The following is a 15,993-nucleotide window of genomic DNA, read 5'->3' on the forward strand; positions in this document are numbered from 1 at the left end:
GAAACTCATAACAATGAAAGGCAGTAACAAATCCCGCCGGGTGATAGCAATTGTGATCGTCGTGGCCGCCATCGCCGCATTCTGGTTCTGGCAAAGCCGCAGTGAACCCCAGGGAACCGCACCAGGCGCGACCAAACCAGCACAGCACTCGCCAGGGGCTGGGCGTCGTGGTATGCGTTCCGGGCCGTTGGCTCCCGTTCAGGCTGCCACCGCCACCGAGGAAGCCGTTCCACGTTATCTGACGGGGCTAGGCACCATTACTGCCGCCAATACCGCTACGGTGCGAAGCCGGGTAGATGGCCAGCTCATCGCGTTACACTTCGAGGAAGGGCAACAGGTAAAAGCTGGCGACCTGCTGGCAGAGATAGACCCCAGCCAGTTTAAAGTTGCACTGGCTCAGGCGCAGGGGCAACTGGCAAAAGATAAAGCCACGCTGGCGAATGCCCGTCGAGACCTTGCGCGTTATCAGCAGTTGGTAAAAACCAATCTGGTCTCCCGCCAGGAGCTGGATGCCCAACAGGCGCTGGTAAATGAGACGTTAGGGACAATCAAAGCGGATGAAGCCAGCGTCGCCAGCGCCCAATTGCAGCTCGACTGGAGCCGTATAACTGCCCCTGTCGATGGTCGGGTCGGTTTGAAGCAGGTGGATGTTGGCAACCAGATTTCCAGCAGCGATACCACCGGTATCGTCGTCATTACACAAACCCACCCTATCGACCTGATATTTACCTTACCTGAAAACGACATCGCCACCGTGTTACGGGCGCAAAAATCGGGAAACCCGCTGAAAGTCGAAGCCTGGGACCGTACTAATTCGCAAAAACTGAGCGAAGGCGTCCTGCTGAGTCTCGACAATCAGATCGACACGAGCACCGGAACCATCAAAGTTAAGGCCCGGTTTAACAATCAGGATGATGCCTTATTCCCGAACCAGTTCGTTAACGCCCGCATGCTGGTCAATACGGAACAAAATGCCGTAGTCATCCCTACGGCCGCCCTGCAAATGGGTAATGAAGGTCACTTTGTCTGGGTGCTGAACAGCGACAATAAGGTGAGTAAACACCTGGTGAAACCGGGTATCCAGGATAGCCAGAAAGTGGTGATTACCGCCGGGCTGTCCGCAGGAGATCGCGTGGTGACCGACGGTATTGACCGCCTGACGGAAGGGGCAAAAGTTGAAGTCGTGGAGGGGCAAGACGCCTCAGTGACAGACGAGAAAACTGCGCCGCGCGGCTACGGCAAAAAAGGAGCTAACTCCTGATGCAGGTGTTACCACCCGGCAACTCAGGCGGCCCATCGCGCCTGTTTATTCTGCGCCCCATCGCCACCACGCTGCTGATGGTCGCCATTTTGTTAGCCGGTATTATCGGTTATCGTTTCTTGCCGATCGCCGCCTTACCGGAAGTGGATTACCCCACGATTCAGGTCGTAACGCTCTACCCCGGCGCCAGCCCGGACGTCATGACCTCGGCAGTGACCGCGCCGCTTGAACGTCAGTTTGGACAGATGTCCGGCTTAAAACAGATGTCATCGCAAAGTTCCGGCGGCGCCTCGGTCGTGACATTGCAGTTTCAACTGACGCTTCCGCTGGATGTCGCCGAGCAGGAAGTACAGGCCGCAATTAACGCCGCGACCAATTTATTACCGGGCGATCTGCCCAACCCGCCGGTTTACAGCAAGGTAAACCCGGCGGATCCACCAATCATGACGCTGGCTGTCACCTCCAGCGCCATGCCGATGACGCAGGTGGAAGATATGGTCGAAACCCGCGTCGCACAGAAAATCTCTCAGGTTTCCGGCGTGGGTCTGGTAACGCTTTCCGGTGGGCAACGTCCGGCCGTCCGCGTCAAGCTTAATGCGCAGGCCATTGCCGCGCTCGGTCTGACCAGCGAAACCATTCGTACGGCAATTACCGGCGCTAACGTCAATTCGGCCAAAGGCAGTCTTGATGGCCCAACGCGCGCCGTCACTCTCTCAGCTAACGACCAGATGCAGTCTGCAGATGAATATCGTCAGTTGATTATTGCCTATAAAAACGGTGCGCCGGTACGTCTGGGCGATGTCGCGACCGTGGAGCAAGGGGCAGAAAATAGCTGGCTGGGCGCATGGGCCAATAAGCAACAAGCCATTGTGATGAATGTTCAGCGCCAGCCTGGGGCAAACATCATTTCCACTGCTGACAGCATCCGCCAAATGCTGCCGCAGCTCACTGAAAGCCTGCCTAAATCAGTAAAAGTCAGCGTGCTTTCGGATCGTACAACCAATATTCGTGCATCTGTAGCTGATACCCAGTTTGAGCTGATGCTGGCGATTGCGCTGGTTGTTATGATTATCTACCTGTTTCTGCGCAATATCCCGGCGACGATTATACCCGCGGTCGCCGTTCCGCTGTCGCTAATCGGCACCTTTGCGGTCATGGTATTTCTTGATTTCTCTATCAATAACCTGACCTTAATGGCGCTAACCATCGCCACCGGTTTTGTGGTGGATGACGCCATCGTGGTGATTGAGAACATTTCACGTTATATCGAAAAAGGCGAAAAACCGCTGACCGCCGCCCTGAAAGGTGCGGGCGAGATTGGTTTTACCATCATCTCTCTGACATTTTCGCTGATCGCCGTGCTGATCCCACTGTTGTTTATGGGCGATATTGTCGGGCGATTGTTCCGCGAGTTTGCCGTAACGCTGGCCGTGGCGATCCTGATTTCTGCGGTGGTGTCGCTCACCCTTACGCCGATGATGTGCGCCCGCATGCTCAGCCAGGCATCGTTACGTAAACAGAACCGCTTCTCTCGCGCTTCGGAACGGATGTTTGATCGCGTCATCGCCGGGTACGGCCACTGGCTGGCAAAGGTGCTCAACCATCCGTGGCTGACGCTCAGCGTGGCGCTTGGCACGCTGGCGCTGAGCGTCATGCTGTGGATCTTTATTCCAAAAGGATTCTTCCCGATACAGGATAACGGCATCATTCAGGGCACGCTGCAGGCGCCGCAGTCCAGTTCGTTTGCCAGCATGGCCCAGCGTCAGCGTCAGGTTTCAGATGTCATCCTGCAAGATCCGGCGGTTGAGAGCCTGACCGCTTTTGTTGGCGTGGACGGCACCAATCCGGCATTAAACAGCGCACGTATGCAAATCAACCTTAAGCCACTGGATGAACGTGACGATCGCGTGCAGAAAGTGATCGCGCGGTTACAAGAGGCAGTAAACAACGTTCCCGGCGTCGACCTCTATCTTCAGCCTACGCAGGACCTGACGATTGACACTCAAGTCAGCCGGACGCAATATCAATTCACGCTGCAAGCAACCTCCCTGGATGCGCTCAGCACCTGGGTTCCCCAACTGTTGGAAAAGCTACAACAGCTTCCGCAGGTGTCTGATGTCAGCAGTGACTGGCAGGACAAAGGGCTGGTAGCCTATGTGAACGTCAATCGCGACAGCGCCAGCCGTTTAGGTATCAGCATGGCGGATGTCGATAACGCCCTGTACAACGCCTTCGGCCAGCGCCTGATTTCAACCATCTATACGCAGGCAAACCAGTATCGCGTCGTGTTAGAACATGACACCAACACGACGCCAGGGCTTGCGGCCATGGACACTGTTCGTCTGACCAGTAGCGACGGCGGCGTGGTGCCGCTCAGCGCTATCGCCAGCATTGAACAGCGTTTTGCCCCACTGTCGATTAACCATCTCGATCAGTTCCCGGTGACAACCATCTCGTTCAATGTGCCAGACGACTATTCATTGGGCGATGCGGTACAGGCGATTCTGGATGCCGAAAAAACGCTTAACCTGCCAGCGAACATTACCACCCAGTTCCAGGGCAGTACGTTGGCCTTCCAGGCCGCGTTGGGCAACACTATCTGGCTAATTGTGGCAGCGGTTGTTGCGATGTATATCGTACTCGGCGTGCTGTATGAAAGCTTTATTCACCCGATTACCATTCTCTCCACGCTGCCCACGGCAGGCGTTGGCGCGCTCCTGGCGTTAATGATTGCCGGCAGCGAACTGGACGTCATTGCGATTATCGGCATTATTTTGCTCATCGGTATCGTCAAGAAAAACGCCATCATGATGATCGACTTTGCCCTGGCCGCAGAGCGCGAACAGGGTATGGCGCCGCGTGAAGCTATTTTCCAGGCCTGCTTGCTGCGTTTTCGCCCGATCCTGATGACCACGCTGGCGGCGCTGCTGGGCGCGTTGCCCCTGATGTTAAGTACCGGTGTGGGTGCTGAATTACGCCGTCCATTAGGGATTGGTATGGTCGGTGGTCTGCTGTTAAGCCAGGTATTAACGCTGTTCACCACCCCGGTGATTTATCTGCTGTTTGATCGTTTGTCGCTGTATGTGAAAAGCCGTTTCCCACGTCAGGAAGAGGAAGCGTAAATGAAATTTTTCGCGCTTTTCATTCATCGTCCGGTGGCGACTATTCTCATTTCTGTGGCCATCACTCTGTGCGGCATACTGGGCTTTCGTCTGCTGCCGGTGGCCCCGCTGCCGCAGGTGGATTTCCCGGTGATTATGGTTAGCGCCTCATTACCCGGCGCATCTCCTGAAACGATGGCCTCCTCCGTCGCCACACCGCTGGAGCGCTCTCTGGGCCGCATCGCGGGCGTGAATGAAATGACCTCAAGCAGTTCGCTTGGCAGCACACGCATTATTCTCGAATTTAATTTCGACCGTGACATCAACGGCGCTGCGCGAGACGTTCAGGCCGCGATTAACGCCGCACAAAGCCTGCTACCAAGCGGAATGCCCAGTCGCCCAACGTACCGCAAAGCCAACCCTTCCGACGCGCCGATTATGATCCTGACGCTCACTTCTGATACGTATTCTCAGGGTGAGTTGTACGATTTCGCCTCGACCCAACTGGCGCAAACCATCGCGCAAATCGACGGCGTCGGTGACGTGGATGTGGGAGGCAGTTCTCTGCCCGCCGTGCGTGTAGGACTCAACCCGCAAGCGTTGTTTAACCAGGGAGTCTCACTCGACGACGTGCGTAGCGCAATTGATAACGCCAACGTGCGTAAGCCGCAGGGAGCTATCGAGAGTGAAACCCATCGTTGGCAGGTACAAACCAACGATGAGCTAAAAACGGCAGCCGAATACCAACCCATTATCATCCACTACAATAACGGCGCTGCGGTGAGGTTAGGTGACGTTGCGTCGGTGAGCGACTCGGTGCAGGACGTGCGCAATGCGGGGATGACCAATGCCAAACCGGCCATCCTGCTGATGATCCGCAAACTGCCGGAAGCCAATATCATTCAGACAGTAGACAGCATCCGGGCCAAACTACCGGAGTTACAAGCCCTGGTCCCGGCCGCCATCGATCTGCAAATTGCCCAGGACCGCTCTCCGACCATTCGCGCCTCGCTGGAGGAAGTTGAACAGACGCTGATTATCTCCGTGGCGCTGGTCATCCTGGTGGTCTTTGTCTTTCTGCGTTCCGGACGCGCAACACTTATCCCCGCCGTCGCGGTTCCGGTCTCGCTAATCGGCACATTTGCCGCCATGTATTTGTGCGGATTCAGCCTGAACAACCTGTCGTTAATGGCGCTAACCATTGCCACGGGTTTTGTCGTCGATGACGCCATCGTGGTACTGGAAAATATTGCCCGCCATCTGGAAGCCGGAATGAAACCACTTCAGGCAGCGTTACAAGGCACGCGCGAAGTCGGTTTTACGGTGCTCTCCATGAGCCTGTCACTGGTGGCAGTGTTTCTGCCGCTGCTGCTGATGGGCGGCCTGCCGGGGCGGCTGTTACGCGAATTTGCCGTCACGCTGTCGGTTGCCATCGGCATTTCCCTGCTGGTGTCGCTGACATTAACGCCAATGATGTGCGGCTGGATGCTTAAATCCAGCGCCCCGCGCGCGCAGACGCGTAAGCGGGGATTTGGTCGCGTGTTGGTAGCGCTGCAACAGAGTTACGGCACATCGCTTAAATGGGTACTGCGCCATACGCGCCTGGTGGGCGTGGTATTATTCGGTACCATTGCGCTGAATATTTGGCTCTACATTTCCATCCCGAAAACCTTCTTCCCTGAGCAGGATACAGGCGTATTGATGGGTGGGATCCAGGCTGACCAAAGCATCTCTTTCCAGGCGATGCGCGGCAAACTGCAGGACTTTATGCAGATCATCCGCGACGATCCGGCGGTGAATAATGTCACTGGCTTCACCGGCGGTTCCCGGGTCAATAGCGGGATGATGTTTATTACCCTCAAGCCACGCGATGAACGCCGTGAAAGCGCGCAACAGGTGATCGACCGCCTGCGCGTCGCGCTGGCAAAAGAGCCGGGCGCGAATCTGTTTCTGATGGCAGTGCAGGATATTCGCGTCGGTGGACGCCAGGCCAACGCCAGCTATCAGTACACACTGCTGTCCGACGATCTGGCGGCGCTGCGTGAATGGGAACCTAAAATTCGTAAGGCGTTAGCCGCCCTGCCCCAACTGGCGGACGTCAACTCCGATCAGCAGGACAATGGCGCGGAGATGAATCTGATTTACGATCGCGACACCATGTCCCGTCTGGGAATCGATGTTGCCGCCGCCAACAGCCTATTGAATAACGCTTTCGGACAACGGCAGATTTCGACAATTTATCAGCCCATGAACCAGTACAAAGTGGTGATGGAGGTCGATCGGCGCTATACCCAGGATATTAGCGCGCTGGACAAAATGTTCGTCATCAACAATGACGGTAAGGCGATCCCATTATCGTATTTTGCCAAATGGCAACCGGCGAATGCCCCGCTGTCGGTGAATCATCAGGGCTTGTCCGCCGCGTCAACGGTGTCGTTTAACCTGCCGACGGGCTCTTCACTTTCTGAAGCGACAGAGGCCATCAACAGGACGATGACCCAGCTTGGCGTGCCCTCAACGGTTCGCGGTAGTTTTGCCGGTACCGCGCAGGTCTTTCAGGACACCATGAACTCGCAGGTGATCCTGATTATCGCGGCCATCGCAACGGTCTACATTGTGTTGGGCATGCTGTATGAAAGTTATGTTCACCCTCTGACTATTCTTTCCACACTGCCTTCAGCGGGCGTCGGGGCGTTACTGGCACTGGAGCTATTCAATGCCCCGTTCAGCCTAATCGCCCTGATAGGGATCATGCTATTAATTGGTATTGTGAAGAAAAACGCCATCATGATGGTCGATTTTGCGTTGGAAGCGCAGAGAAACGGTAAGTTGCAACCGGAGGAAGCCATTTTCCAGGCCTGCCTGTTACGCTTTCGCCCAATAATGATGACCACGCTGGCTGCGCTGTTTGGCGCGCTGCCGCTGGTGTTATCCGCAGGTGATGGCTCCGAACTGCGCCAGCCATTAGGGATCACCATCGTCGGCGGGCTGGTAGTGAGTCAACTCCTGACGCTGTACACCACGCCCGTGGTGTATCTCTTTTTCGACCGTCTGCGTCTGCGTTTTTCGCGTAAAAATAGCAAACCGGTAGCCGAGTTATGACAGAACTTCCCGACAGCACCCGCTGGCAACTTTGGATTGTGGCATTTGGCTTTTTTATGCAGTCGCTGGATACCACCATCGTTAATACCGCGCTTCCTTCGATGGCCGCCAGCCTCGGAGAAAGCCCGTTACATATGCATATGGTCATTGTGTCGTATGTATTAACCGTTGCCGTAATGCTGCCTGCCAGCGGATGGCTGGCCGATAAAGTTGGCGTGCGCAATATCTTCTTCACCGCCATCATCCTGTTTACGCTTGGCTCGCTGTTTTGCGCCTGGTCCGGCACGCTCAACGAGCTGGTGATGGCGCGCGTCTTACAAGGCGTTGGCGGCGCGATGATGGTACCGGTTGGCAGGCTAACGGTGATGAAAATCGTCCCGCGTGAGCAATATATGGCGGCGATGACGTTTGTCACGTTACCCGGTCAGATTGGCCCATTGTTGGGTCCGGCGTTAGGCGGCGTTCTGGTTGAGTATGCCTCCTGGCACTGGATATTTTTGCTGAACATTCCGGTTGGTATTGTCGGCGCGATAGCAACGTTAATGCTGATGCCCAACTACACGATGCAAACGCGACGCTTTGATCTTTCGGGATTCGCGATGCTGGCGGTCGGCATGGCAGTGCTAACGGTGGCGCTCGATGGCAGTAAAGGAACCGGCATCTCCGGTATTACGCTGGCTGCGCTGGTTATCTGCGGGGTGTTGGCTATTGCGCTGTATCTGAAACACGCCCATCGTAATCCACGCGCGCTGTTTAGTTTGAATCTGTTTCACACACCAACCTTCTCGTTAGGTCTGCTCGGCAGTTTTGCCGGACGCATCGGCAGCGGTATGCTGCCGTTTATGACGCCGGTGTTTTTACAGATTGGCCTCGGTTTTTCACCTTTTCATGCCGGGCTGATGATGGTCCCGATGGTGCTCGGCAGTATGAGCATGAAGCGCATTGTGGTACAGGTCGTTAACCGCTTTGGCTACCGCCGCGTACTGGTCGCCACAACGCTTGGCCTGTCGCTGGTCAGCCTGTTGCTGATGACCACCGCGCTGCTCGGCTGGTATTACGCCCTGCCCTTGGTGCTGTTCTTACAGGGAATGGTCAACTCAACGCGTTTTTCATCCATGAATACCCTGACGCTGAAAGACCTGCCAGACGATCTCGCCAGCAGCGGCAACAGCCTGCTGTCGATGATCATGCAATTGTCGATGAGTATCGGGGTGACTATCGCTGGCCTGTTGCTAGGTATGTTTGGCCAGCAGCATATCGCTATCGACAGCGGCAGTACGCATACCGTCTTTATGTATACCTGGCTGTGCATTGCATTCATTATTGCGCTGCCCGCCATTATTTTTGCCCGCGTGCCGAACGACACGCAAACTAACGCGGTGATTTCACGGCGCAGAAGGAGCACCTGATGAAGTTCTGGCGGCCCGGTATTACCGGCAAACTGTTTCTGGCGATTTTCGCCACCTGCATCGTGTTGCTGATCAGTATGCACTGGGCCGTACGCATTAGCTTCGAACGGGGTTTTATTGACTATATCAAACACGGTAACGAGCAGCGTCTGCAAATGCTCAGCGACGCGTTGAGCGAGCAGTATGAGCAGCATGGCAACTGGCGGTTCTTACGCAATAACGATCGTTTTGTTTTTCAGATCCTGCGCTCATTTGAACACGACAACGACGATGATAAACCTGGTCCCGGCATGCCGCCGCACGGCTGGCGTACCCAATTTTGGGTTGTTGATCAAAACGCTCGCGTGTTGGTCGGCCCGCGCGCTCCGGTCCCTCACGACGGTATGCGCCATCCTATCCGCGTCAACGGTAGCGAAGTGGGTGCCGTGATTGCCTCTCCCGTAGAGCGCTTAACGCGAAATACGGATATCAATTTCGACATGCAGCAAAGACGCTCCAGCTGGCTTATCGTCGCGCTCTCCACAATTCTGGCGGCGCTGGCAACGTTTACGCTGGCGCGCAGCCTGTTGGCCCCGGTCAAGCGACTGGTGGAAGGCACGCATAAACTGGCGGCAGGCGATTTCACCACCCGCGTTGCGCCGACCAGTACCGATGAGCTGGGCAAACTGGCGCAAGACTTCAACCAGCTTGCCAGTACACTGGAAAAAAACCAGCAGATGCGGCGTGACTTTATGGCCGATATTTCTCACGAACTGCGTACGCCGTTGGCGGTGCTACGCGGCGAGCTGGAAGCCATTCAGGATGGGGTACGCCAGTTTACCCCTGACTCCATTACCTCTTTACAGGCAGAAGTCGCAACGCTCACCAAACTGGTGGACGATCTTCATCAGCTCTCCATGTCCGATGAAGGCGCGCTGGCCTATCAGAAAACATCGCTGGACCTTATTCCCCTGCTGGAAGTGGCAAGCGGTGCATTTCGTGAACGCTTTGCCAGTCGTGGATTGACGATACAACTTTCTCTCCCGGACAGCATGACGGTATTTGGCGACAGAGATCGTCTGATGCAATTATTCAACAATCTGCTGGAAAACAGCCTGCGCTATACCGACAGCGGCGGCGGGCTGCATATCAGCGCCGAACAACGTGAACGCATGGTGTTATTAACCTTCGCGGATTCCGCTCCCGGCGTGAGTGAAGAACAATTGCAGAAGCTGTTTGAACGGTTTTATCGCACCGAAGGCTCGCGTAACCGCGCCAGCGGAGGTTCCGGCTTGGGGCTGGCGATTTGCGTCAATATCGTCCAGGCGCATAATGGTCTGATCCACGCCGCCCATTCGCCTTTTGGCGGGGTTAGCATTACAGTAGAGCTACCGCTCGAACGCGATTTACAGAGAGATGTATGACAGAGTTACCCATTGATGAAAACACGCCGCGTATTCTGATCGTGGAAGACGAACCCAAGCTGGGACAACTGCTTATCGACTATCTGCGGGCGGCAAGCTACGCGCCTACGCTCATCAGCCATGGCGATCTGGTTCTGCCTTACGTACGTCAAACGCCGCCCGATCTGATCTTATTGGATCTGATGCTGCCCGGCACCGATGGCCTGACCCTGTGTCGGGAAATTCGCCGTTTCTCTGAAGTTCCCATCATGATGGTAACCGCAAAAATCGAAGAGATTGATCGCCTGCTGGGACTGGAGATTGGTGCGGATGATTATATTTGTAAACCCTACAGCCCGCGCGAAGTCGTCGCTCGCGTGAAGACGATCCTGCGTCGTTGTAAACCTCAGCGCGAACTGCAACAAATGGATGCAGACAGCCCGCTAATTGTCGACGAAAGTCGTTTTCAGGCGTCGTGGCGGGGGAAAATGCTCGACTTAACGCCCGCGGAATTCCGCTTACTCAAAACGCTGTCACATGAGCCGGGAAAAGTGTTCTCCCGCGAGCAGTTGCTCAACCATCTGTATGACGATTACCGCGTCGTTACCGACCGCACCATCGACAGCCATATTAAGAACCTGCGACGCAAGCTGGAATCGCTGGATGCGGAGCAGTCATTTATCCGCGCGGTGTATGGCGTAGGGTATCGCTGGGAAGCCGATGCGTGCCGAATTGCGTAATCAGCGATAGTCCAAATGATATCGGGTAAGGCGAAGCGACCACCAGCACAATGACTTTACCTGCCCGCCCCTCAGCGCTACAATGCCCGCCCTTAATATGGGGGCACTCCCCTAACCGCCTCATTAAGTGAGGCGAGTCTGACCTGTCATCAGAACGAGATAATTATGTTTAAACCGGAACTCCTTTCCCCGGCGGGAACGCTGAAAAATATGCGTTACGCTTTCGCCTATGGCGCAGATGCTGTCTATGCGGGCCAACCGCGTTATTCACTGCGCGTACGCAACAACGAATTCAACCACGAAAACCTGCAGCTCGGCATTAATGAAGCCCATGAACTGGGTAAAAAATTCTATGTGGTGGTTAATATCGCCCCGCACAATGCCAAGCTGAAGACCTTCATTCGTGATCTGAAACCGGTGGTGGAAATGGGTCCGGATGCGCTGATCATGTCGGACCCGGGTCTGATTATGCTGGTGCGCGAGAACTTCCCTGACATGGATATTCACCTGTCGGTGCAAGCTAATGCCGTTAACTGGGCGACGGTCAAATTCTGGAAGCAGATGGGGCTGACCCGCGTGATCCTCTCTCGTGAACTGTCGCTGGAAGAAATTGAAGAGATCCGTACCCAGGTGCCCGATATGGAGCTTGAGATCTTCGTTCACGGTGCATTGTGCATGGCCTACTCCGGGCGCTGCCTGCTCTCTGGTTACATCAACAAGCGCGACCCGAACCAGGGCACCTGTACCAATGCCTGCCGCTGGGAATACAACGTGCAGGAAGGGAAAGAAGACGTGGTGGGCAATATCGTACATAAGTACGAGCCGATCCCGGTACAAAACGTCGAACCCACATTGGGTATTGGCGCGCCGACAGATAAAGTCTTTATGATTGAAGAAGCCCAGCGACCTGGTGAGTACATGACCGCTTTCGAAGACGAACACGGCACTTACATCATGAACTCGAAAGATTTGCGTGCTATTGCCCACGTTGAGCGTCTGACGCAGATGGGCGTGCATTCGCTGAAAATCGAAGGCCGTACCAAGTCATACTATTACTGTGCACGTACCGCGCAGGTTTATCGCAAAGCCATTGATGATGCCGCTGCCGGCAAACCATTCGACCCGCAACTGCTGGAAACGCTGGAAGGTCTGGCGCATCGCGGTTACACCGAAGGATTCCTGCGCCGCCATACGCATGACGACTATCAGAACTACGAATACGGCTTCTCTGTGTCAGAGCGTCAGCAGTTTGTTGGCGAATTTACCGGCGAACGTAAAGGCAAACTGGCAGCCGTACTGGTGAAAAACAAATTTACCGTCGGCGACAGCCTGGAGTTGATGACCCCACAGGGCAATATCAACTTTACCCTTGAGCAGATGGAAAACGCGAAAGGCGAAGCCATGCCGGTTGCTCCGGGCGATGGTTACACCGTGTGGATGCCGGTACCTGAGGATATCGATCTGAATTATGCCTTGTTAATGCGTAATTTTGCCGGTGAGTCCACACGTAACCCGCATGCTAAGTAGTTAATTACGGTTATTTTTCAGCGATCGGAAGATTCTTAGAAATCGATCACATACCGTTTCGTTCATTAAGGGTATTATCCCACCCGCTGAAAAACATAACCCATAAATGCTAGCTGTACCAGGAACCACCTCCTTAGCCTGCGTAATCTCCCTTACGCAGGCTTATTTTTTGCCTGCCGGTTAAATACTCCGGGTACCCCCAATTCAAATCACAACATTCAGGCGAAAAAAAACCGGGCATTACGCCCGGCTCATTAGTGATTAGAACTTAATGTGCGGCTTCTGGCTTGTGCTTTTGCGCACTCTGGAAACCATAGGTCAGCTCATTTTTCTCTTTATCCAACTCAACGGTTACCTGACCACCATCCACCAGCGAACCAAACAGCAGTTCGTTGGCCAATGGTTTTTTCAGGTTGTCCTGAACAACACGCGTCATTGGACGTGCGCCCATCGCGCGGTCATAGCCTTTCTCAGCCAGCCAGTTACGTGCTTCCTGGCTTACTTCCAGTGAGACGCCTTTCTGATCCAGCTGTACCTGCAACTCGACAATAAACTTATCAACAACCTGATGAATCACCTCGGTAGAGAGATGGTCGAACCAGATAATATTGTCGAGACGGTTACGGAACTCCGGCGTAAACACTTTTTTGATTTCGCCCATCGCATCAGTGCTGTTGTCCTGATGAATAAGCCCAATCGATTTACGCTCGGTCTCACGTACCCCGGCGTTGGTGGTCATGACCAGCACCACGTTACGGAAGTCCGCCTTACGGCCATTATTGTCGGTCAGCGTACCGTTATCCATTACCTGCAGCAGCAGGTTAAAGACATCCGGGTGCGCTTTTTCGATTTCATCCAACAGCAGGACCGCATGCGGGTGCTTAATGACCGCGTCGGTCAGCAAACCGCCCTGGTCATAACCGACATATCCCGGAGGCGCGCCAATCAGACGACTGACGGTGTGACGTTCCATATACTCGGACATATCAAAACGCAGCAGCTCAATGCCGAGCGCTTTGGACAGCTGCACCGTGACTTCGGTCTTACCAACGCCAGTCGGTCCGGCAAACAGGAATGAACCGACAGGTTTATGCTCATGGCCGAGACCGGCACGGCTCATTTTGATCGCTTCAGTCAGCGCCTCAATGGCTTTATCTTGTCCGAATACCAGCATTTTCAGACGGTTACCCAGATTTTTCAGCGTATCACGATCGCTCTGCGACACGCTCTTCTCCGGGATACGCGCGATGCGGGCCACCACGGACTCAATATCGGCTACGTTAACGGTTTTCTTGCGTTTGCTGACCGGTAACAGACGCGCACGCGCCCCCGCTTCATCGATCACATCAATGGCTTTATCCGGCAGATGACGATCGTTGATGTATTTCACCGCCAGTTCGACCGCGGCACGCACTGCTTTCGCGGTGTAGCGAACGTCATGGTGCGCTTCGTATTTCGGTTTCAGACCGTTGATAATCTGCACGGTCTCTTCTACCGACGGCTCAGTGATATCAATTTTCTGGAAACGGCGCGCTAACGCCCGGTCCTTCTCAAAAATATTGCTGAATTCCTGATAGGTCGTGGAGCCTATCACACGGATTTTACCGCTGGAGAGCAGAGGCTTGATTAAGTTCGCCGCATCCACCTGGCCACCCGATGCCGCACCCGCACCGATAATGGTGTGGATCTCATCAATAAACAGGATGCTGTTGGTATCCTGTTCCAGCTGTTTCAGCAGCGCCTTAAAGCGTTTTTCAAAATCGCCGCGGTATTTGGTGCCCGCCAGCAGCGACCCGATATCCAGAGAGTAAAGGGTGCAGTCCGCCATAACTTCCGGCACGTCGCCCTGGACAATACGCCAGGCAAGGCCTTCGGCAATCGCGGTTTTACCGACGCCAGATTCACCCACCAACAGCGGGTTGTTTTTTCTACGGCGGCAGAGTACCTGAATGGCGCGCTCCAGCTCTTTTTCCCGGCCAATGAGCGGATCAATTCCACCCACACGGGCAAGCTGGTTAAGGTTAGTCGTGAAGTTCTCCATACGGTCCTCCCCGCCAGCTTGCTCTTCGTTATTTGGCTGATTCCCGGAGTCAGAAGACTGACTTGGTTCGTCTTTGCGCGTGCCATGAGAAATAAAATTCACCACGTCCAGACGACTCACTTCATGCTTACGCAGCAGATAGGCCGCCTGAGATTCCTGCTCGCTAAAGATAGCTACCAGAACATTTGCGCCGGTAACTTCATTGCGCCCGGAGGACTGAACATGAAAGACCGCGCGTTGCAGTACACGCTGAAAACTCAACGTTGGCTGCGTGTCGCGCTCTTCTTCACTGGCAGGCAATACGGGTGTGGTTTGTTCAATGAAGGCTTCGAGTTCCTGACGGAGCGCCACCAGATCCACAGAACACGCTTCCAGCGCTTCGCGGGCCGATGGGTTACTGAGCAACGCCAGTAACAAGTGCTCGACGGTCATAAACTCATGTCGGTGCTCGCGCGCTCTGGCGAAAGCCATGTTTAAACTGAGTTCCAGTTCTTGATTGAGCATAGGCACCTCCCCCAATATTTATGCCTGCATTCAGGCTTTTTCCAGCGTACACAGCAACGGATGCTCGTTCTCCCTTGCATATTTGTTCACCATCGCGACTTTGGTTTCAGCCACTTCGGCAGTGAATACGCCGCAGATAGCTTTACCTTGATAGTGAACTGCAAGCATCAGTTGCGTTGCACGTTCTACATCATAAGAAAAGAATTTTTGTAACACGTCAATAACAAACTCCATCGGAGTGTAATCATCATTGATTAATATCACTTTATACATAGATGGCGGTTTTAGCGCGTCGCGCAATTTGTCTTCCGCCAGCAGATCGAAATCCAGCCAGTCGTTCGTCTTACTCATTGTCAGTCGTCATCTTCAGTTACGGTTTCCGGCAGAAAATGTTGCCGCTGACAAGCAGCCTATGCACACAATCAATCTACCTCAAGTATTAGATAACTATCATCTATTAGTGCCATCCGCGACATCTGTCACAGAACCGACAATAGCGTTAACTGCTTCAAATTTTGATGCATTTTTACCCTATTCCATCCGTCTGACGCTTGACGCCCCGCCTGATTTCTCTAAATTGTAGTTTCGAGAGTTGGCGAGGTTTTGAACAGCCCCCACTCCGCAACCGGTTCATTCCATCTTACTTATATAAGATCTACGAAGGATGTCGAAGTATGGAAACGGGTACTGTTAAGTGGTTCAACAACGCCAAAGGGTTTGGTTTCATCTGCCCCGAAGGCGGCGGCGAAGACATTTTCGCCCATTACTCCACCATTCAGATGGATGGTTACAGAACGCTAAAAGCCGGACAGTCTGTCCAGTTTGATGTCCACCAGGGGCCAAAAGGCAATCATGCCAGTGTCATCGTGCCTGTCATTGAAGCAGAAGCCGTCGCTTAACCCTTCTGTTTCATTGTGTACATCCCG

At 54.2% G+C, this 15,993-nt stretch carries 10 protein-coding genes; 8 read left to right on the forward strand and 2 right to left on the reverse strand.

Annotated elements, in window-relative coordinates; all coding sequences use genetic code 11:
* The first annotated feature begins 13 nt into the window (after window positions 1–13).
* From FDW97_RS07015 to yegQ, 7 genes are all read left to right on the forward strand, one after another.
* Window positions 14–1,261, forward strand: a complete 1,248-nt coding sequence (locus FDW97_RS07015; RefSeq protein ID WP_137350818.1) for an MdtA/MuxA family multidrug efflux RND transporter periplasmic adaptor subunit — start codon at window positions 14–16, stop codon at window positions 1,259–1,261.
* Complete coding sequence (locus FDW97_RS07020) at window positions 1,261–4,383, forward strand: MdtB/MuxB family multidrug efflux RND transporter permease subunit (RefSeq protein WP_137350819.1); 3,123 nt, start codon at window positions 1,261–1,263, stop codon at window positions 4,381–4,383. Before FDW97_RS07015 ends, FDW97_RS07020 begins: the two co-directional genes overlap by 1 nt.
* On the forward strand, window positions 4,384–7,464 hold the full coding sequence (gene mdtC / locus FDW97_RS07025; protein WP_137350820.1) for a multidrug efflux RND transporter permease subunit MdtC: 3,081 nt from the start codon (window positions 4,384–4,386) through the stop codon (window positions 7,462–7,464).
* Window positions 7,461–8,873, forward strand: a complete 1,413-nt coding sequence (locus FDW97_RS07030; protein WP_110497464.1) for an MFS transporter — start codon at window positions 7,461–7,463, stop codon at window positions 8,871–8,873. Before mdtC ends, FDW97_RS07030 begins: the two co-directional genes overlap by 4 nt.
* Entirely contained in the window at window positions 8,873–10,276 is a 1,404-nt protein-coding gene (gene baeS / locus FDW97_RS07035; protein ID WP_069323480.1) for a two-component system sensor histidine kinase BaeS, read from the forward strand. Before FDW97_RS07030 ends, baeS begins: the two co-directional genes overlap by 1 nt.
* The gene (gene baeR, locus FDW97_RS07040; protein WP_038641831.1) at window positions 10,273–10,995 is read left to right on the forward strand and encodes a two-component system response regulator BaeR; all 723 of its coding nucleotides are present in this window, start codon (window positions 10,273–10,275) and stop codon (window positions 10,993–10,995) included. The genes baeS and baeR overlap by 4 nt, the downstream gene beginning before the upstream one ends.
* Window positions 10,996–11,160: 165 nt before the next feature.
* Window positions 11,161–12,522: a tRNA 5-hydroxyuridine modification protein YegQ gene (yegQ, locus tag FDW97_RS07045; RefSeq protein ID WP_137350821.1), complete on the forward strand. Its 1,362-nt coding sequence runs from the start codon at window positions 11,161–11,163 to the stop codon at window positions 12,520–12,522.
* Between the two features lie 268 nt (window positions 12,523–12,790).
* Here the strand turns inward: yegQ and clpA are convergent, their stop codons facing one another.
* Together clpA and clpS are read right to left on the reverse strand one after the other, a co-directional pair.
* Entirely contained in the window at window positions 12,791–15,067 is a 2,277-nt protein-coding gene (gene clpA / locus FDW97_RS07050; protein WP_038641840.1) for an ATP-dependent Clp protease ATP-binding subunit ClpA, read from the reverse strand.
* Between the two features lie 30 nt (window positions 15,068–15,097).
* Window positions 15,098–15,418 carry an ATP-dependent Clp protease adapter ClpS gene (gene clpS, locus FDW97_RS07055; protein WP_006683877.1) on the reverse strand — a complete coding sequence of 107 codons (321 nt, stop codon included), beginning with the start codon at window positions 15,416–15,418 and terminating at the stop codon, window positions 15,098–15,100.
* Between the two features lie 323 nt (window positions 15,419–15,741).
* Here clpS and cspD point away from each other — a divergent pair, with 323 nt between their 5' ends.
* Complete coding sequence (cspD, locus tag FDW97_RS07060; RefSeq protein WP_003036813.1) at window positions 15,742–15,966, forward strand: cold shock-like protein CspD; 225 nt, start codon at window positions 15,742–15,744, stop codon at window positions 15,964–15,966.
* Window positions 15,967–15,993: the final 27 nt, after the last annotated feature.

This window comes from Citrobacter sp. wls708, from assembly GCF_005281255.1.
GTDB classification, from domain to species: Bacteria; Pseudomonadota; Gammaproteobacteria; order Enterobacterales; family Enterobacteriaceae; genus Citrobacter; species Citrobacter werkmanii.